This is a genomic window from Microbispora sp. H10830 (assembly GCF_014161375.1).
GTDB classification, from domain to species: domain Bacteria; phylum Actinomycetota; class Actinomycetes; order Streptosporangiales; family Streptosporangiaceae; genus Microbispora; species Microbispora catharanthi.
In genome coordinates this window covers 92923-110649 of sequence record NZ_JABBWX010000023.1, presented here as the reverse complement: position 1 = coordinate 110649, position 17727 = coordinate 92923, and the positions used below count along the sequence as shown (strand labels likewise).

General features: G+C 71.4%; 15 protein-coding genes. 9 read left to right on the top strand and 6 right to left on the bottom strand.

Features of this window, described 5'->3' with window-relative positions:
- Positions 1 to 312: 312 nt before the first annotated feature.
- Both HHX35_RS38500 and katG read left to right on the top strand, forming a co-directional pair.
- The gene (locus HHX35_RS38500; protein WP_139580746.1) at positions 313 to 750 is read left to right on the top strand and encodes a Fur family transcriptional regulator; all 438 of its coding nucleotides are present in this window, start codon (positions 313 to 315) and stop codon (positions 748 to 750) included.
- 33 nt (positions 751 to 783) lie between these two features.
- Entirely contained in the window at positions 784 to 3015 is a 2232-nt protein-coding gene (gene katG / locus HHX35_RS38495; RefSeq protein WP_182903525.1) for a catalase/peroxidase HPI, read from the top strand.
- 75 nt (positions 3016 to 3090) lie between these two features.
- Here the strand turns inward: katG and HHX35_RS38490 are convergent, their stop codons facing one another.
- Both HHX35_RS38490 and HHX35_RS38485 read right to left on the bottom strand, forming a co-directional pair.
- On the bottom strand, positions 3091 to 4077 hold the full coding sequence (locus HHX35_RS38490) for an alpha/beta fold hydrolase (RefSeq protein ID WP_182903524.1): 987 nt from the start codon (positions 4075 to 4077) through the stop codon (positions 3091 to 3093).
- Between the two features lie 132 nt (positions 4078 to 4209).
- Positions 4210 to 6168 carry an erythromycin esterase family protein gene (locus tag HHX35_RS38485; protein ID WP_396781669.1) on the bottom strand — a complete coding sequence of 653 codons (1959 nt, stop codon included), beginning with the start codon at positions 6166 to 6168 and terminating at the stop codon, positions 4210 to 4212.
- Between the two features lie 255 nt (positions 6169 to 6423).
- On the opposite strand from HHX35_RS38485, the gene HHX35_RS38480 reads away from it, so the two are divergent.
- From HHX35_RS38480 to HHX35_RS38450, 7 genes are all read left to right on the top strand, one after another.
- Positions 6424 to 7053, top strand: a complete 630-nt coding sequence (locus HHX35_RS38480; RefSeq protein ID WP_182903522.1) for a TetR/AcrR family transcriptional regulator — start codon at positions 6424 to 6426, stop codon at positions 7051 to 7053.
- Positions 7054 to 7164: 111 nt separating this feature from the next.
- Positions 7165 to 8538, top strand: a complete 1374-nt coding sequence (locus HHX35_RS38475; protein WP_182903521.1) for a phenylacetate--CoA ligase family protein — start codon at positions 7165 to 7167, stop codon at positions 8536 to 8538.
- 238 nt (positions 8539 to 8776) lie between these two features.
- Entirely contained in the window at positions 8777 to 9514 is a 738-nt protein-coding gene (locus tag HHX35_RS38470) for an SRPBCC family protein (RefSeq protein WP_220506370.1), read from the top strand.
- Positions 9515 to 9523: 9 nt separating this feature from the next.
- A complete protein-coding gene (locus HHX35_RS38465; RefSeq protein WP_182903519.1) occupies positions 9524 to 10693 on the top strand; it encodes a zinc-dependent alcohol dehydrogenase in 1170 nt (389 codons plus the stop codon).
- Positions 10694 to 10760: 67 nt separating this feature from the next.
- Positions 10761 to 11360: a sulfite oxidase-like oxidoreductase gene (locus HHX35_RS38460; protein ID WP_182903518.1), complete on the top strand. Its 600-nt coding sequence runs from the start codon at positions 10761 to 10763 to the stop codon at positions 11358 to 11360.
- On the top strand, positions 11353 to 12048 hold the full coding sequence (locus HHX35_RS38455; RefSeq protein WP_182903517.1) for a ferredoxin reductase: 696 nt from the start codon (positions 11353 to 11355) through the stop codon (positions 12046 to 12048). Before HHX35_RS38460 ends, HHX35_RS38455 begins: the two co-directional genes overlap by 8 nt.
- Before the next feature lies 1 nt (position 12049).
- Positions 12050 to 12367, top strand: coding sequence for a DUF6510 family protein (locus HHX35_RS38450; RefSeq protein ID WP_182903516.1), 318 nt, complete (start codon positions 12050 to 12052; stop codon positions 12365 to 12367).
- A gap of 54 nt (positions 12368 to 12421) precedes the next feature.
- Here HHX35_RS38450 and HHX35_RS38445 read toward each other — a convergent pair whose 3' ends face one another.
- Genes HHX35_RS38445 through HHX35_RS38430 form a run of 4 tightly spaced genes read right to left on the bottom strand, consistent with a single transcriptional unit; the run spans position 12422 to position 17627 of the window.
- Entirely contained in the window at positions 12422 to 14461 is a 2040-nt protein-coding gene (locus tag HHX35_RS38445) for a glycoside hydrolase family 2 protein (RefSeq protein ID WP_182903515.1), read from the bottom strand.
- A gap of 30 nt (positions 14462 to 14491) precedes the next feature.
- Complete coding sequence (locus HHX35_RS38440; protein WP_182903514.1) at positions 14492 to 15334, bottom strand: carbohydrate ABC transporter permease; 843 nt, start codon at positions 15332 to 15334, stop codon at positions 14492 to 14494.
- Positions 15331 to 16257 (bottom strand): carbohydrate ABC transporter permease, encoded by a 927-nt coding sequence (locus tag HHX35_RS38435; protein WP_182903513.1) that lies wholly within the window; start codon positions 16255 to 16257, stop codon positions 15331 to 15333. The genes HHX35_RS38440 and HHX35_RS38435 overlap by 4 nt, the downstream gene beginning before the upstream one ends.
- Complete coding sequence (locus HHX35_RS38430; RefSeq protein WP_182903512.1) at positions 16257 to 17627, bottom strand: ABC transporter substrate-binding protein; 1371 nt, start codon at positions 17625 to 17627, stop codon at positions 16257 to 16259. The genes HHX35_RS38435 and HHX35_RS38430 overlap by 1 nt, the downstream gene beginning before the upstream one ends.
- Positions 17628 to 17727: the final 100 nt, after the last annotated feature.

Below are 17727 nucleotides of genomic sequence, written 5' to 3'. Positions count from 1 at the left end.
ATGGACGAGCACATCGTCTACGCCATCGTCCTGGCCGCCCTCACCCTCACCGGCGCCGGCACCACCCTCGGACTCGGCACCCAGTGGGCCGCCACCCCCCTGGTCCGCCGCTTCCCGATCCTCAAGTGAGGCGTCCGGCTCCGGTGCCCGCCCCCGATCTTCCGGGGGCGGGCACCGGCATGTCCGTGACACCCCAGGCACCGCTCGCAAGCTGCGCATGTCGCACTGAGACGGGCATCACCTGAGAGACCTATACATTTGGGTGATTCGCTCTCTTGAACTCTTCGTGTTTAGGGCGATAGGGTTAGCACCATGATCGCGCCCAGGACTCCGACGCCTGCCGAGGAGCTGCGGGGGGCCGGCCTGCGGGTGACGGCCGCCCGCGTCGCACTGCTCGAGACCGTCCGCAGCGGTGACCACCTCGACGTCGAGGCGATCGCCTCCGGGGTGCGCGATCGCGTGGGCCACGTCTCCCTGCAAGCCGTGTACGAGGCTCTCCACGCGCTGACCGCGGCGGGACTCGTGCGCCGCATCGAACCGGCCGGCAGCCCGGCGCGATTCGAGGGCCGCGTCGGCGACAACCACCACCACGTCGTATGCCGGTCGTGTGGTGTCGTCGCCGACGTCGACTGTGCGGTCGGCGAGGCGCCGTGCCTTTCCGCGTCCGACACGCACGGCTTCACGATCGACGAGGCCGACGTCATCTACTGGGGCCTGTGCCCCGGCTGTTCCACCGTTCGCACTTCCTGAGCCCCATGATCCAGCTAGTCCAGAAGGATTGCCTTGACTGAGAACCACGACGCGATCGTTGTAGACCCGAAGACGGAGGGCGAAGGCGGCTGCCCGGTCGCGCACACGCGCGCCCCGCACCCGACCCAGGGCAGCGCCAACCACCAGTGGTGGCCGGAGCGCCTCAACCTGAAGATCCTCGCCAAGAACCCCGCCGTGGCCAACCCCCTCGGTCAGGACTTCGACTACGCCGAGGCGTTCACGTCCCTCGACCTCGCGGCGGTCAAGCGGGACATCGCGGAGGTCCTGACGACCTCGCAGGACTGGTGGCCGGCCGACTTCGGCCACTACGGGCCGCTCATGGTCCGGATGGCGTGGCACGCCGCGGGCACCTACCGGATCAGCGACGGCCGCGGCGGCGCCGGCTCGGGCCAGCAGCGCTTCGCCCCGCTCAACAGCTGGCCGGACAACGCGAACCTCGACAAGGCCCGCCGGCTGCTGTGGCCGGTCAAGAAGAAGTACGGCAAGAAGATCTCGTGGGCCGACCTCCTGGTCCTCACCGGCAACGTCGCCCTGGAGTCGATGGGCTTCAAGACCTTCGGCTTCGCCGGCGGCCGGGTGGACGCCTGGGAGCCCGACGACGACGTCTACTGGGGTCCGGAGACCACCTGGCTCGGTGACGAGCGCTACAGCGGCGACCGTGAGCTGGAGAACCCGCTCGCCGCGGTCCAGATGGGCCTCATCTACGTCAACCCGGAGGGCCCGAACGGCAACCCGGACCCGCTCGCCGCGGCCCGCGACATCCGTGAGACGTTCCGCCGCATGGCGATGAACGACGAGGAGACCGTCGCCCTCATCGCCGGTGGTCACACCTTCGGCAAGACCCACGGAGCCGGGCCGGCCGACAACGTCGGCCCCGACCCCGAGGCCTCTCCGATCGAGCAGCAGGGCCTGGGCTGGAAGAACAGCTACGGCACCGGCAAGGGCGGCGACACGATCACCAGCGGTCTCGAGGTCACCTGGACCTCGACGCCGACCAGGTGGTCCACCAACTTCTTCTGGAACCTGTTCGGCTACGAGTGGGAGCTGACCAAGAGCCCGGCCGGCGCGTGGCAGTGGAAGCCGAAGAACGGCGCCGGTGAGGGCTCCGTTCCCGACGCTCACGACCCGTCGAAGCGTCACGCACCGGCCATGCTGACGACCGACATCGCGCTCAAGGTGGACCCGATCTACGGCCAGATCTCGCGGCGCTTCTACGAGAACCCCGACGAGTTCGCGGACGCCTTCGCCCGCGCGTGGTACAAGCTGACCCACCGCGACATGGGCCCGGTCGCGCGCTACCTCGGCCCGGAGGTCCCGTCCGAGGTGCTGCTGTGGCAGGACCCGCTCCCGGAGCGGACGTACGAGCTCGTCGACGCCGACGACATCGCCGCCCTCAAGGACCAGATCCTCGCATCGGGCCTGTCGGTCTCCGAGCTCGTGTCCACGGCGTGGGCGTCGGCCGCGTCCTTCCGCGGCAGCGACAAGCGCGGCGGCGCCAACGGCGCGCGCATCCGCCTGCAGCCGCAGAGCGGCTGGGAGGTCAACGACCCCGACCAGCTCGCGAGCGTGCTGCGCACCCTGGAGGGCGTCCAGCAGTCGTTCAACGCCGCCCAGACCGGTGGCAAGCAGGTCTCCCTCGCCGACGTGATCGTGCTCGCCGGGTGCGCCGCCGTCGAGAAGTCCGCCAAGGACGCCGGTTTCGACGTCGAGGTCCCCTTCACGCCGGGCCGCGTGGACGCGTCGCAGGAGCAGACGGACGTCGAGTCGTTCGCCGCGCTCGAGCCGACCGCCGACGGGTTCCGCAACTACTACGGGAAGGGCAACCGCCTGCCGGCCGAATACCTGCTGGTCGACCGGGCGAACCTGCTGAACCTCAGCGCCCCGGAGATGACCGTCCTCGTCGGCGGCCTGCGCGTCCTCGGCGCCAACCACCAGCAGACGAAGCTCGGCGTCTTCACCGAGACCCCCGGGGTCCTGACCAACGACTTCTTCGTCAACCTGCTCGACCTGGGCACGGAGTGGAAGTCGACGTCGGGGGACCAGACCGCGTTCGAGGGCCGCGACGCCGCCACGGGCGAGGTCAAGTGGACCGGCACCCGGGCCGACCTCGTCTTCGGGGCGAACTCCGAGCTGCGCGCGGTCGCGGAGGTCTACGCGAGCGACGACGCCAAGGAGAAGTTCGTGAAGGACTTCGTCCGGGCGTGGGACAAGGTGATGAACCTCGACCGGTTCGACCTGGTCTGAGCGTGACATGACGTCCGGGCCGGCCCACACGGGGCCGGCCCGGACGTTCGCGATTTCGGACGGGGAGGCAGGAGTTCAGGCGGGCAGGGAGGCGAGCCAGCCGGTGAGGATCTCGTTGACCTCGTCTCGGCGTTCCTGCTGGATCCAGTGGCCGCAGCCGTCGAGTACGCGCGAGGAGACCAGGCCCGGCAGGGTGACCGGGTAGGCCGCGACGGCGTCGGCCATCCAGGTGGTGGAGGCGTCCAGCGCGCCGCCGGCGAACAGCGACGGCTGCGTGATGGGAGCACCGTCGAAACCGGCGAGGTCCTCCCAGTCCCGGTCCATGTTGCGGTAGCGGTTCAGCGCCCCGGTCAGGCCGGTCCTTTCGAACTCCGCCGCATAGACGTCCAGATCGTCCGTACTGAGCCAGGCGGGCAGGCGGTCGGCGGGGAAGCGGTCGCGCAACCTGCCGCCCCGGGACACGAAGTGCGGGTCCGGGGCGCCGTCGGGCGGCATGGTGTCGGCGGACAGGGCGGCGTAGAAGCCGGCGAGCCAGCCGCGGACGTCCGGCTCGATCTCGGCCTCGGCCCGGCCGGGCTCCTGGAAGTAGCGCACATAGAACTCCTCCTCTCCGCCCATCCGCGCGAACACCTCGCTGGGCCGCGGGCCGCCGCGCGGGGCGTACGGCACGCTCAGCAACCCGACCGCGCGGAAGACCTCGGGCCTCACGAGGGCGGAGTTCGCGGCGATGGTCGCGCCCCAGTCGTGGCCCACGATCACCGCCGTCCGCTCGCCCAGGGCGTGCACGACGGCGACGTTGTCCTCGACCAGCTCCAGCATCCGGTACGCGGCCACGTCCCCGGGCTTGGAGGAGCGGCCATAACCCCGGACGTCCAGGGCTACGGCCCGGTAACCGGCCGCGGCCAGCACCGGTAGCTGGTGCCGCCAGGAATACCAGGACTCCGGGAACCCGTGCACCAGCAGCACCAGCGGCCCTGAGCCCTGCTCCACCACGTGGATGCGACCGGCGGGAGACGAGACCAGACGATGTGTGACCGCCGCGGCGGGAGCGGGCTGCGCCATCGATTCCTCCAAAACTCCTGGTGGTTCCTGCGTGGATCATCCACCGGGCCGTGCCGCCGCCGTGAATCGGGTTGCCGGTCCGGCAAACCGCTCCGGGTTCCGGGACGCGTCGCCGCCCTCGCCGTCCGGATCTCAGACCGCCACCGGGTAGGTCTCCGGGACCTCTCCGCGCTCCCAGCGGGCCGTACGCTCCAGGGGCTCCAGCGCGCCGGTCTCGTCGATGTGGATCACCGCGTCGAACTGGTCGGGCAGGCGGGTCTGGAAGTAGTGGCTCTGCCGTTCGGTGCCCGGACGGTAGACGACGCCGATGGCCCGTTCGAGCAGCGCCCTGCGCAGCAGATCCGCCGCGCCGGCCGAATGCGTGAAGTCGACCAGGAACTCCTTGTGCCCGACCTCGTGGAACAGCTCCTCGACCGAGTCGGGCAGCGCCGGTCGCACGTTCTTCCGCTCGGCCGGGCGGCCCCAGTCGTCGGCCGCCGTGACAGTGCCGGTGTAGGTGGTGAAGCCGATGAGCCGGCAGTCCTGCGGGTTGTGCTCGCGCACCAGCCGGCCGAGGTTGAGCTCGCCGCGCGCGCCCATCTCCGTCGCCCGCGCGTCGCCGAGATGGGAGTTGTGCGCCCACACCACGATCCTCGCCGGCTCGCCGCGCTGCCAGCCGAGGTGCTCGGCCAGTGCGAACAGGGTGTCGGCCATATGCCGGTCGCGCAGGTTCCACGACGACACCCTGCCGCCGAACATCGTGCGGTAGTAGCGCTCCGCGGCCGCCACCACCGCGGCGTTGCGCTCGGCGTGGAAGAACTCGTCCTCGCCGAGCAGCCCCTGTGCCCGCTGATAGCGCAGCGCGTTGCGCTGGAGGTCGACGAGCTGGTCGATCACCCGCCGCTCGCACGACTCCCCCGCGCCGAAGGCTGCGGCGAAGCCGTACGCCTGCCCGTCGTCGCCGTCGCTGTGGTCGAAGCAGGAGTAGCGGTCGCGGGCCCGTTCCGCCGCGCCCGGATCCACCTTCTCCAGGTAGGCGACGACCTCGTCGGCGGACCGGTGCAGGCTGTAGAGGTCGAGCCCGTAGAACCCGGCCCGCGCCCGCTCGTCGAGCCGATCGTTGTGCTCGCGCAGCCACCCGGCGAACTCCAGCACGTCGGCGTTCCGCCACATCCATGCCGGAAAGCGCTGGAAGCCGCCGAGCGCCTCCTCGGCGGTCGCGTCGCCGCCGCGCCCCCGGACGTACCGGTTCACCCGGTACGCGTCGGGCCAGTCGGCCTCCACGGCCACGGCGACGAAGCCCTTCTCCTCGATCAGCCGCCGCGTCATCCGGGCACGCGCGGCGTAGAACTCGTGGGTGCCGTGCGACGCCTCGCCGATCAGCACGAACCGCGCGTCGCCGACGATGCCGAACAGCACCTCGTCCGAGGGGACGCCGTCCTGCGCGGGCACGACCTCCGAGCGCAGGATCGCGAGGTCGGTCCGGGCGGGCGGGGCCCCCGCCCGCGCCGAGGCCGCCGCGCGGAGGAGTCTGCGCACCTCCTCGTCGGCCGTCTGGGTGAAGTTCCAGTAGGACTCCCCCACGGAGAGGAACGGCGTTGGCGTGGTCGCGCAGACGGCCTCGTCCACCAGGGAGGACAGCTCCTGGCAGGTGGACTCCGGCGCGGCGGGCACGGCGATCACGATCCTGGCCGGCTTCCGCTGCCGGACCGCGCGGACGGCGGCGCGCATGCTCGCCCCGGTCGCCAGCCCGTCGTCGACCATGATGACGATCTTGCCGCGCAGGTCAGTGGCGGGCGTGTCGCCCCGGTAGCTCCGCTCCCGCCTCGCCAGCTCGCGGGCCTCCCGCTCGGCGACCTGCCGAATGGTGTCGGAGTGGAGCCCGAGCCCGCGCACGACGTCCTCGTCGAGCACGATCACCCCGCCGCCGGCGATCGCCCCCATGGCGAGCTCCTCACGGCCGGGCGTGCCGAGCTTGCGCACCAGGAGCACGTCGAGCGGGTGACCCAGGCCGGTCGCCACCTCGTACGCCACCGGCACGCCGCCGCGCGGCAGACCGAGGACGACGACGTCGGGCAGCCCACGGTAGTGGTTGAGGAGTCTCGCGAGCACTCGGCCCGCGTCCCGGCGATCCGAAAACAGGCGATCAGTCATGAGCCTCGCCTCCCGGTCGCGCAGCCGCATACCCCTGTCCCGGCAGCGCAAACACGGCCTCTCCCACATGCAGCCGGGGATGACGTGCAGCCGGGAATGACGTGCAGCCGGGGATACGGCGCCCGGGCTCGTGCTCGGCCTCCCCGAGCCATCGATGCGAGTCGCTGGATAGTTCCAGTAGCTGGAATAATCCATGCGGTGTAGATTCGGATCGTGCAGGAGTCGCGTCGCGAACGCAAGAAGCGGCTGACCAGGCAGCGGATCGTCGCCGCGGCCATGAAGCTGTTCGCCGAGCAGGGATACGAGCAGACCACGGTCGCGCAGATCGCCGTGGCGGCGGACGTCGATCCCAAGACGTTCTTCAACTACTTCCGCAGCAAGGACGAGGTGGTGCTCGCCGACACCGAGCACATCTTCGACCTGCTGCTCGGGACACTCGCGGAACGACGGCCGCAGGAGGGGCCCGGCGAGTTGCTGGCGAGGATGGTCCAGGAGTACGCCACCCGCCGCCGGCCCGCCGTGCCGCGCAAGGAGCCCGAGGAGTTGTCGGCGGCGAGCCGGCTGGTGCTGACGACACCGGCGCTCCAGGCCAAGGGCCTGTACCTGATGATGGATCTGCAGCGGCGGATCGCCGGCGAGCTGATGAAGGCGTTCCCCGGCCGGTTGGATCCGATCACCGCGGCGGCGATGACCGGATCCCTGATCGGCGCCATCCAGCAGGCGAGCCTGGCGAGCGTCGAGCTCGGCCGATCCCAGGACGAGCTGTGGGAGGCCGCGCGGCACGGCCTCGGCATCGCCCTGCACGGCCTGCTCTCGGTGCGGCCGGACACCGGCGCTCCGTGACGCGCTTCCGGCGAGTCATTCGGGCGAATCACCGGACGAGTCGTCCACCAGGGCGGGAGCGGCGTCCGCCGATCCGCGCCGAGGTCCCGCAGAAGGAAGGAACGGCCCACCATGACCGAAAGCGTGCGGCTACTCGCGCGCGACGCACGACGCGTTCTGCGGCGTGGTCCCGCGGCGATCAGGCAGCGGCAACACGCCCGCCTGGCCGAGATCGTGGCCTTTGCTCGCGCCCGCTCGCCGTACTTCCGCGAGTTGTACCGGGCGCTGCCGGAGGATGTCGCCGACCCGGCGCTCCTCCCGGTCACCGACAAGAAGACGCTCATGGCCCGCTTCGACGAGTGGGTCACCGACCGGGACGTGACGCTCGAGAAGGCGCGGGCGTTCGTGGCCGACCCGGCTCTCGTGGGTGAGCGGTTCCAGGGGCGCTACCTCGTGACCACCACCTCCGGCACCAGCGGCCTGCGGGGCATCTTCCTGCAGGACGAGCGGAGCGTCGCCGTGGGCAACGCCGTCGGACGCCGGGCCCGCGCCGGGCTGGGGGCCCGAGACGTCCTGCGTCTCCTGCGCGGCGCCGGCCGTACGGCCATCGTCTCCGCACCCGGCGGCCACTTCGCCACCGTCGCGTCGGCTGCGCGGTTCCGCCGCGACCACCCGCGGCTCGGCTGGATGCTGCGAGAGTTCTCGATACACCAGCCGCTCGCGGACCTGGCCGCCGAGCTCGACCGTTACAAGCCCAGCTCGCTGGCCGGCTTCTCCGGCATGCTCGGGCTGCTGGCCGGGGAGCAGGAGGCCGGCCGCATGCGCATTCACCCGGGGATGGTCATCGCGGGCGGCGAGGCGCTGACCGCGGACAACCGCGCCCGGATCGCCCGCGCCTTCCACGCCCAGGTCCGGTCCGCCTACGCCGCCACCGAGTGCGGCTTCCTCGCGTACGGCTGCGCGGACGACTGGCTCCACGTCAACAGCGACTGGGCCGTGCTGGAGCCGGTCGACGCCGACTACCGGCCCGTCCCGCCAGGTCAGCCGTCGCACACGGTTCTGCTGACCAACCTCGCCAACCAGGTCCAGCCGATCCTGCGCTACGACCTGGGCGACAACGTCCTGCTGCGCCCCGGCCCCTGCCCGTGCGGCAGCCCGCTGCCCGCCGTCCGGGTGCAGGGCCGCGCGGCCGAAATGCTCGTCATCCCCACCGGCCACGGCGGGCACGCCGGCCTCTCCCCGATGCTCTTCGGCACTCTGCTGGACCGTCTCCCCGGCATCGAGCAGTTCCAGCTCGTCCAGACCGCGTCCACCACCCTGCGCGTACGCCTGAAGCCCGCGCACGGCGCCGACCCCGAGCAGGTGTGGCAGGCGGTGCGCGACGAGATCGGCCGGCTGCTGGCCGCACACAACGCCGGTCACGTCACGCTCGAACGCGCCGAGGAGCCACCCGAGCAGTCGCCCGGCGGCAAGTTCCGCAGGGTCGTTCCCCTGCAGGACGCCTGAACGGGACGACACGGTCCGCGACGAACCGGCGCCTGCCGGCTCGCCTGTGCCGTTCCACAGCAGGTCGCTGCATCGCCGGACGAGGAGCAGCGGGCGCCGTATCGCCGAACCCCGTGCCGCTGAGTGTCGGGCCACGGTGTGTCGGGCGGAGAATCGCGGGTACGGCCCTATGACCGCTTCGTCGCCGTCTATCACTGATCATCACGTACGTCCCGAGCGGGGAGCGAGGCGAGCCGACATGACCGGAGAACACCAGCCCGCATCCGAGCGGCTCTCCCGGGCGCTGTCCGGCGCGATGGAACGGATGGGTCCCGCCCTCGAACGCGTACGGCTCGCCGCGCCGTCCGCCGTCCGGCGTTTCGGCCCCCCGGCGGCGGTGGCGGGAGCGGTCGCCGCCACCGGAGCCGGCGTGTACGCGGCGACGCGGGCATGCGGGCGGCGCCCCGAGGCCGCACCCGGCGAAGGCCTGGACCTGCACGCCGCCGTCACGGTGAAACGCCCCCGTGACCAGGTGTACCGGTTCTGGCACCGGTTCGAGCAGCTGCCGACCTTCATGACGCACGTGGAATCGGTGACGACCGCCGACGGCGTCACCCACTGGACGGCCAGGGGCCCCGCGGGGAAGGCGGTCGAGTGGGACGCGGAGATCGTCGAGGATCTCCGGGACGAAGTGATCTCCTGGCGCTCGACGGGCACCGCCCTGGTGCCGAACAGCGGAACCGTGCGGTTCTGTGAGGCGCCCGGGGGGCGCGGCACCGAGGTGCGGGTGCACCTGCGGTACGACCCGCCCGGAGGCAGGGCCGGCCTCGCCGTCGCCAGGCTGCTGGGCGAGCACCCCGAACAGCAGGTGCGCGACGACCTGCGCCGGTTCAAGCAGGTCATGGAGACCGGCGAGGTCGTCCGGTCGGAGGGCAGCCCGGAAGGGACGCGGGCGCTGAGACTGCTGAGACGGCGTCCGGCCCGGCCGGTGCGGTGAGGAGTCGCCATGAAGGCCAACTGCTGGATGGGCCGCGGCAGCGTCGAGGTCCGCGAGGTGCCCGACCCGCGGATCCTGAACGGCCACGACGCCGTCGTGCGGGTGACCTCGACCGCCATCTGCGGCTCCGACCTCCACCTGTACGACGGGTTCATCCCGACGATGAAGAAGGGCGACATCCTCGGCCACGAGTTCATGGGCGAGGTCGTGGAGGTGGGCCCCAGCGTGCGGAACCTCCACGTCGGCGACCGCGTGGTCGTCCCGTTCCCGATCGCCTGCGGCCGCTGCGCCGCCTGCCGGCTCGGCCTCTACTCCGTGTGCGAGAACTCCAACCCCAATGCCGGCCTGGCGGAGAAGTTCCTGGGCCACTCCCCCGCCGGCGCCTTCGGCTACTCCCACATGCTGGGCGGCTACCCCGGCGGCCAGGCGGAGTACGCCCGCGTGCCGTTCGCGGACGTCGGCCCCATCAAGATCGAGGACGGGCTGGCGGACGAGCAGGTGCTGTTCCTGTCCGACATCCTGCCCGCCGGGTGGATGGGCGCCGAGATGTGCGACATCAAGCCCGGCGACGTCGTCGCCGTGTGGGGGGCGGGGCCGGTCGGCCAGTTCGCGGTCGCCGGCGCCTACCTCATGGGCGCGGAGCAGGTCGTCTGCATCGACCGCTTCGCCTACCGCCTGCGGATCGCCGAGCGCGCGGGCGCGACCACGCTCGACTACGAGGAGGTCGACGTCAGGGACGCCCTGCTCGACCTGACCGCGGGCCGCGGCCCGGACGCGTGCATCGACGCCGTCGGCATGGAGGCCCACTACTCCAACCCCGCGCTGTACGCCTACGACCGCACCAAGCAGGCGACCCGCCTGGAGACCGACCGGCCGTACGCCCTGCGCGAGGCCGTCATGACCTGCAGGAACGGCGGGATCGTGGCGGTGATCGGGCTCTACGCCGGCTTCCTCGACAAGTTCCCGATGGGCGCGGTCATGAACCGGTCGCTGACGCTGAAGGCCGGCCAGTGCCACGTGCAGCGCTATCTGAAGCCGCTGCTCGCGCGGATCCGCGAGGGCGACATCGACCCGAGCTTCGTGATCACCCACCGCCTGCCGCTCGACGAGGCCCCGCGCGGCTACCAGCTGTTCAGGGACAAGCAGGACGAGTGCAACAAGGTCGTCCTGACTCCGTGACCGGGCTCCGGAGGCTTCCCCCGCCCCCGGGCGGTGCGGGGATCCCGGCGGACTCTACGATCCTCCGGTGACCACCTTCACCCGCGGGTTCCGCGGCAGACGCAGGGGCGAGGACGACCGGCTCCCGCCCGGCCAGTACCTCACCGAGGACTTCCCCGTGCTGTCGGCCGGGCCCACGCCGCACGTGCCGCTCGACCGGTGGGAGTTCACCATCGACACCGAGGCCGGGCAGACGCACCGGTGGACGTGGCAGGAGCTGACGGCACTGCCGTACGAGGAGCCGGCCGTCGACATCCACTGCGTGACCAGCTGGTCCAAGCTCGGCACCACCTGGCGGGGCGTCTCCCTCGACGTGCTCTTCGAGGACGTCGAGTCGACGGCGGACTACGCGCTGGTCCACTCGTACGGCGGCTACACGACGAACCTGCCGCTCGACGACCTGCTGGACGGCAAGGCGTGGATCGCCTACCGCTACGAGGGCGAGGATCTGACGCCGAGCCACGGCGGACCGGCCAGGCTGCTGGTGCCGCATCTGTACTTCTGGAAGTCGGCGAAGTGGGTGCGCGGCATCCGGCTGCTGACCGAGGACTGGCCGGGTTTCTGGGAGACGGCGGGCTACCACAACTACGGCGACCCGTGGCGCGAGCAGCGCTACGCCGATGACTAGATGGCACGTCGCGCGCCTGGTCAAGGTGCGCGACGAGAACGCCACGGCCCGCACGCTGGTCTTCGACGTGCCCGGCTGGCCGGGCCACCTGGCCGGTCAGCACGTCGACGTCAAGCTCACCGCAGACGACGGCTACTCCGCCCGCCGCAGCTACTCCCTCGCCGGGCCCGGGGGCGTGGAGCTGACCGTGCAGCGGGTGCCCGACGGCGAGGTCTCGCCGTACCTCACGCTGGACATGGAGCCCGGCGACGAGCTGGAGCTGCGCGGCCCGGTGGGCGGCTGGTTCGTCTGGCGCCCGGACGGCCCCGCGCCGGTGCTGCTGGTCGCGGGAGGCGCGGGCATCGTGCCGCTGATGGCCATGATCAGGGCCCGCCGCGCCGGCGGTGCGGACACGCCGTTCCGGCTGGTCTACGCCGTGCGCTCGCCCGACCGGCTCTGCTACGCCGACGAGCTGCTGCGGCCGGATCCGGGCGTGTCGGTCACGCTCGCCTACACGCGCCGGGTTCCCGAAGGGCACCCGAGGCCGCCCGGCCGCCTCACCGCCGCCGATCTCGGCCCGTACGGCGAGGCCGACTGCTACGTGTGCGGCCCCACCGGCTTCGTGGAGGCCGCGGCGGCGCTCCTGGTGGGGCTCGGCCACGACCCCGCCCGCATCAGAACCGAACGCTTCGGCCCCACGGGAGACTGACATGCAGGCCGACCACCTCGACGGGAACGCACTGGCCGGTCCGCTGGCCGAGATCTTCGCGGCCGACGTCTCGGTCGCCGTCAGCCGCTGCGCCGCCTGCGGCCTGACCGGTCCTGTGGCCTCCCTGCGCGTCTACGACCGGGCCCCCGGCCTCGTCGCCCGCTGCCCGGGATGCGAGGAGGTCGTGCTGCGCCTGGTCCGGAGCCCGGACGCGGCCTGGCTCGACCTGCGCGGCGCCGTCACCCTGCGCATCCCGCTGGGCGGCGCGAGCCCGGGCGCGGTCGCCGCGGAGGGGGGAGAACCCGGCGCGGACCGATGACGATCAGGCCGGCAGCCGGGCTCGCCCGGCTGCCGGCTCACCCCCCTTACCGCCTCAGGCGCGGGCCCGCGCGTCGTCGCCGATGACGAGGGCGGTGTGGGTGTCCACGTCCAGGGCGGAGCGGGCGACGACGGCCCCTTCGCCGACCAGGGCGATGTGCAGCCGCCCGCTGGTCCAGCCGTCCGGAAGCACGGCGCGGACCTCGGTGGGCGTGCCGAGCAGGAACGGCTTCGCCTCCGCGGCGGGGCCCGGCTCTCCCGGGCTCTCGGGGGCGGGACCGAAGACCGGGGTCCAGGCGGTGTGCAGGTGGCCGGTCACGGGCTCGGCGCCGTGGTGGGAGACCCGCACGCCGACGGCGACCTCGCGCGAGGTGCTGAGCAGGTCTCGGCCGGGCGCGACCGGGACGACGTCGAGCACGAGCGTCGTGGTGGCGTTGGCATGGACCGGGTTCACACCGGCCAGGTCCTTGGGGCGGCGTTCGAAGTCGAGCAGTCCGGCCGACTCGTGCTCGATGTCGTACAGCTCCGTGTAGACATACCCGGCCAGCCGGTCGTGGCGGCGCAGCTCCTGGGTCTGCCAGCGCAGATGCCAGGCGCGTTCCACCGAGGTGAAGCCGCCGCCGTACTCGCTGTTCAGGTTGGGGAGCCCGCGCAGGGGCTGGGACGGCGTGGCGGCCAGCTTCTTGCGTACGACGAAGTCGGGGCCGAGCCGCACGGGGAAGTCGTCCTGCTCGCCGTCGAGCAGCGCGGCCACGGTCCTGCCCCAGGACGCGGCGGACTCGTCGTAGTAGTGCCAGTCGAGCAGGTCGGTCCTGACGTGGGTCCAGCCGGAGTTGTCCACGGCGGGCCGGGTCGCGTCGAGGCTCTTGAGCAGGTCGTACGCCCGCGCCGCCGCCTGCTGCTTGGCGGGGTCGCCCGGGACGTCCCAGTCCAGGCCCCACTCCTCGTTGTACAGGCCCCAGATGACGATCGCCGGGGAGTTGCCGTCACGCTCGACCATGGGAGCGATCTGCTCCTCGAAAGCGGCCACGGACTCGGGTGAGAAGCGTCCGGTGGCGGCGGGTTCGGCCCAGACCAGCATGCCGAGGGTGTCGGCGTGGTAGACGAAGCGGGGATCCTCCAGCTTGAGATGCTTGCGCACCAGGTTGTACCCCGCGGCGGCGGCCAGTTCGATGTCGCGGCGCAGCGCGGCGTCGTCGGGGGCCGTGATGCCGGTGCGCGGCCAGTAGCCCTGGTCGAGCACCCCGCGTACGAACAGCCGGCGGCCGTTGAGGTACAGATCCTCCCCCACCACGTCGATCGTGCGCAGCCCGGTGTATCCGGCGACCCGGTCGGTGCCGCCGGGCGAGACGAGCTCGGCGTCCACGTGGTAGAGGTGCGGGTCGTCCGGCGACCACAGCCGCGGCTCCTCGATCGGCAGTTCCACCCGCACCGGCCCGTGGCCGACCGGCACCTCGATCGACGTGTCGCACCCGCGTACGGACAGTCGCAGCCTGGTCTCCGCCACCGGGCCCTCGACGCGCGCCTCGGCCACGATGCCGGTCAGGCCCTCGGCGGGGCGCAGCTTCAGCGCGGCGAGGTGAGTGACCGGCCGCGCCTCCATCCAGACGCTCTGCCAGATGCCCGACGAGGGGGTGAAGCACACGCCGTCGAAGTCGTCGCGGGGAACGCTGCGCTGCTTGCCGTGCGCGATGTCCCGCTTGTCGAGCGGCGCGGCGACCCGCACCACGATCTCCTGCTCGCCCTCGCGCAACGCCTCGGTGACGTCGGCCTCGAACGGCGTGTAACCGCCGCGGTGCGCGGCCACCTCGACGCCGTTGACCCACACGGTGGCCTCGTGGTGCACGGCGCCGAAGTGGAGCACGACCCGCTGCCCCGCCCAGGCCGCCGGCACGAGGACACGGCGGCGATACCAGGCCACGGGCAGCCAGTGGGCCTCGACGCCGGAGGCGGGGGTCTCCCAGGCGAAGGGCACGGTGATGGTCCGATTCCAGCCCTGCTCGGTGTCGGCCCGGAAATCCCACTCGCCGTTGAGGCTTGACCAGGAGTGCGATCGGTCGAAGTGGGGCCGGGGGTATTCCGCGCGCGGGGTCATGGTGCTCCGTTTCATGAGAGATGTGCCTGGTCAGCCTTTGACGCTGCCGGCGAGGATGCCGTTGATGAAGTGGCGCTGGAGGAGGACGAAGATCACCAGGAGCGGCAGCATGGCGATGCTGCCCGCGGCGAGCAACTCGCCCCAGACGGCGGCGAAGTCCGCGCCGATCCGGTTGCCGGTGACGTTCTGCGCCAGGGTGGACAGCACCACCTGGAGGGTCTGGTGCGAGGTGTCGTTGACGGCGACGACCGGCCAGACGAAGTCGTTGTAGATGTTCATGGTGGTCAGCACGGCCAGCGCGGCCAGTCCGGGGCGGATCACCGGCAGCACGACCCTGGCGAAGACGCCGAACTCGCTCGCGCCGTCCACGCGTCCGGCGTCGATCAGCTCGTCGGGGATGGCGGCGATGGTCTGGCGCATCCAGAAGATGCTGAACGCGTCGATGCTGCCCGGCAGGATCAGCGCCTGGTAGGTGTTGACCCAGCCGAGGGCGCTCATCTCCAGCAGCAGCGGGATGATCAGCACCAGGGTCGGCAGCATGAGGGTGAGCAGCACGATCCCGAACAGCAGGTTCTTGCCGGGAAAGGCGTACTTGGCGAAGGCGTATCCGGCCAGCGGGCAGAAGAACATCGTCATCGCGCCCTTGACGGCCAGCACCAGCGCGGTGTTCGCGAAGCCGGTGCCGATCGGCACGTCGGCGAACATCGCCCTGTAGTTGTCCAGCGTGACGGGCCCCGGTGAGAGGGGATCGGTGATGATGTCGGCGGCCGGCTTGAGCGAGGAGCTGACCGCCCACCAGATCGGGTAGAGGAACGCCGCGGCGAGCAGCGCCAGCAAGGCGTACTGCACCGGGCCCGGCCTGGTCTGGTTCATGACACCTCGTCTTTCGGGCGCAGCAGCCTGACCGCGCCGAGGGAGAGCCCGAAGACCAGCAGCACCAGCAGGAACGAGTTCGCGGCGCCGGTGCCCAGGTCGGAGGCGGTGATGTGGTCGTAGAGGTAGAGCCCGGCGGTGGTGGTCGAGCCGTACGGGCCGCCTTCGGTGACCACGAACGGCTCGGCGAACATCTGGAACACGGCGAGGGTCTGCACGACCACGAGGAAGGCCATGCTCCGGCGCACCAGAGGAACGGTCAGCGACCAGAACTGCCGCCGGCGAGACGCCCCGTCGATCGCGGCGGCCTCGTACACGGCGGCCGGCACCGCCTGCAGCCCGGCCAGCAGGATGATGATCGCGAATCCGGTCGTCTTCCACAGGAACAGCAGCGCGAGCGTCGGCTTGGACCACGCCGTCGAGGTCAGCCACCCCACGTCGGGCAGGCCGACGAGGTTGAGCAGATGGTTGACCAGGCCGTAGTCCTGGTCGAACACGACGATCCAGACCTGTGCCATGGCCACCAGCGGGGTCACGAACGGCGCGAGGAAGGCGACTCTGAACAGCCCGCGCAACCTCAGCTTCGCGTTGGCCAGCAGCACCGCGCCGGCGAGCCCGGCGACGATCTGGATCGGCACGACGAGCAGCCACATCACCGCGCTGTTGCCGAGTGAGGCCCAGAACTCCGGACTGGTCAGCAGGTAGGCGTAGTTGCCCAGGCCCACCCAGGTGGCCGCGCCGGCGCCGTGCCAACGGGTGAAGCTGAGCTGCAGCGCGAAGACGAGCGGGTAGATCCCGAAGGCGGCGAAGACCAGGAAGAACGGGGCGACGAACAGGTACGGCGACAGCCGGGTGCCGCGTCGCGACCTCGGCCGCGCGCCGGCGGCCCGCCCGGACCTCGCCATCGTGGTGAGAGCCGACATCAGGAGCGGTCGATCAGGTTGCGCTGGATCTTGTCGGCCGACTCGCCGATCACGTCGTCGGGCGACATCGTGCCGTCCATGAGGCGCTGCATGTTGTCGCCCAGGTAGTTCACCGACTTGGCCCACCAAGCCGGGATCGGTGCCGCGGCCGGGATGGTGGCGGCGGCCTCGACGGCGACCTTCCACAGGTCCTGACCGCCGAGGGCGTCGATCGGCTGGAACAGCGGCTTGGCGGGATCGAGCGCGGGGGTGAAACTCGGGACCGACGTCGAAAGACCCCCGGGGTACACGCTGCTCGGGCCGTACAGCGCGGTGTATCCGGGCTCCTTGAAGCACAGGAACTCGTACAGCAGCCAGGCCAGCTCCGGGTTCTTGGCCTTGGCCGGGATGACGAAGCTGCTGCCGCCCATGGCGCCGCTGCGCGGGCCGCCCGGCGTCCAGGCCGGGAGCGGAGCCGCCCGCCACTTGCCCTTGGTGGCCTTGAGAAGCTGCTGCGGCGCGAAGGACCACCAGATCGCCCACGGCACGAACACCTGCTGGCCGCCGTCGAGCGTGTTGACGTCGGCGGCCTCCAGATAGGGCGCGCGGGTGGCGAGCCCGTCCTTGACCGCGGCCTGGATCCAGGTGAAGATCCGCCGGTACTCCGCCGAGTCCAGCCGCAGCTTGCCCTGCGCGTCGGTGAGGCTCGTGCCCTGCTGGTTGGCCAGCATCTCGAGCCACAGCTGGCCGAGGAACGGGCTCTTGTCCAGGTGGATGGGCTTGGTCTTCGGGAACTTGTCCCGGACCGTCCTGGCCGCGGTCAGCAGGTCGTCGTAGGTCGCCAGCCCGGCGGGATCGACCCCGGCCTCCTGGAGGATGTCCTCCCGGTACCACAGCAGCCCCGGGTCGAGATCCCAGGGCACGCCGTAGATCTTGCCCGCCACGGTGTTCACCGACAGCTTGTACGGCGCGATCTGGTCCCGGTAGGGCGTGATCAGGTCGGAGAGGTCGTAGAGGTGCTCGGCCTGGCCGCCGATCTTGGCGTCGTCCCAGAAGCTGCCGTCGGGCACGTCCGTGCCGCTGATCAGCGTATTGGCCAATTTGGCGTCGATGTCCACGGCCATGTGGTTGACCTTGACGCCCGGGTAGGCCTCGCGGAATCTGCCGATCGCCGCGTCGAACACCTTGAACAGGTCGCCGGACCGGTTCCATACGGTGATCTCGCCCTTGGCCGCCGTCGCGGAGGCGGAGGGCTTGGCCAGCCTGCTCGGGGCCGCCGCGCCGCCCGTGCCGGGAGCGCAGGCGGTCAGCGCGCCGCCCGCGGCGGCGAGGGCTCCGACTCCGAGGGCTCCCTTGAGAAACCCGCGGCGATCCATGGGGGATGGGGTCATCTAAGTACTCCTCGCCGTCCGGGAAAAGACGTTGTGAGGGCTCTGCAACGATGCAGACATAGTGCATGCTTGTCTGCAACGATGCAAGCGCGGGTTTAGG

Excerpts from the sequence above, each read along its gene's own strand:
- HHX35_RS38500 (WP_139580746.1), top strand. The coding sequence starts at position 313 with ATGATCGCGCCCAGGACTCCGACGCCTGCCGAGGAGCTGCGGGGGGCC.
- HHX35_RS38490 (WP_182903524.1), bottom strand. The coding sequence starts at position 4,077 with ATGGCGCAGCCCGCTCCCGCCGCGGCGGTCACACATCGTCTGGTCTCG.
- HHX35_RS38475 (WP_182903521.1), top strand. The coding sequence starts at position 7,165 with ATGACCGAAAGCGTGCGGCTACTCGCGCGCGACGCACGACGCGTTCTG.
- HHX35_RS38470 (WP_220506370.1), top strand. The coding sequence starts at position 8,777 with ATGACCGGAGAACACCAGCCCGCATCCGAGCGGCTCTCCCGGGCGCTG.
- HHX35_RS38465 (WP_182903519.1), top strand. The coding sequence starts at position 9,524 with ATGAAGGCCAACTGCTGGATGGGCCGCGGCAGCGTCGAGGTCCGCGAG.
- HHX35_RS38455 (WP_182903517.1), top strand. The coding sequence starts at position 11,353 with ATGACTAGATGGCACGTCGCGCGCCTGGTCAAGGTGCGCGACGAGAAC.
- HHX35_RS38450 (WP_182903516.1), top strand. The coding sequence starts at position 12,050 with ATGCAGGCCGACCACCTCGACGGGAACGCACTGGCCGGTCCGCTGGCC.
- HHX35_RS38445 (WP_182903515.1), bottom strand. The coding sequence starts at position 14,461 with ATGACCCCGCGCGCGGAATACCCCCGGCCCCACTTCGACCGATCGCAC.
- HHX35_RS38440 (WP_182903514.1), bottom strand. The coding sequence starts at position 15,334 with ATGAACCAGACCAGGCCGGGCCCGGTGCAGTACGCCTTGCTGGCGCTG.
- HHX35_RS38435 (WP_182903513.1), bottom strand. The coding sequence starts at position 16,257 with ATGTCGGCTCTCACCACGATGGCGAGGTCCGGGCGGGCCGCCGGCGCG.
- HHX35_RS38430 (WP_182903512.1), bottom strand. The coding sequence starts at position 17,627 with ATGACCCCATCCCCCATGGATCGCCGCGGGTTTCTCAAGGGAGCCCTC.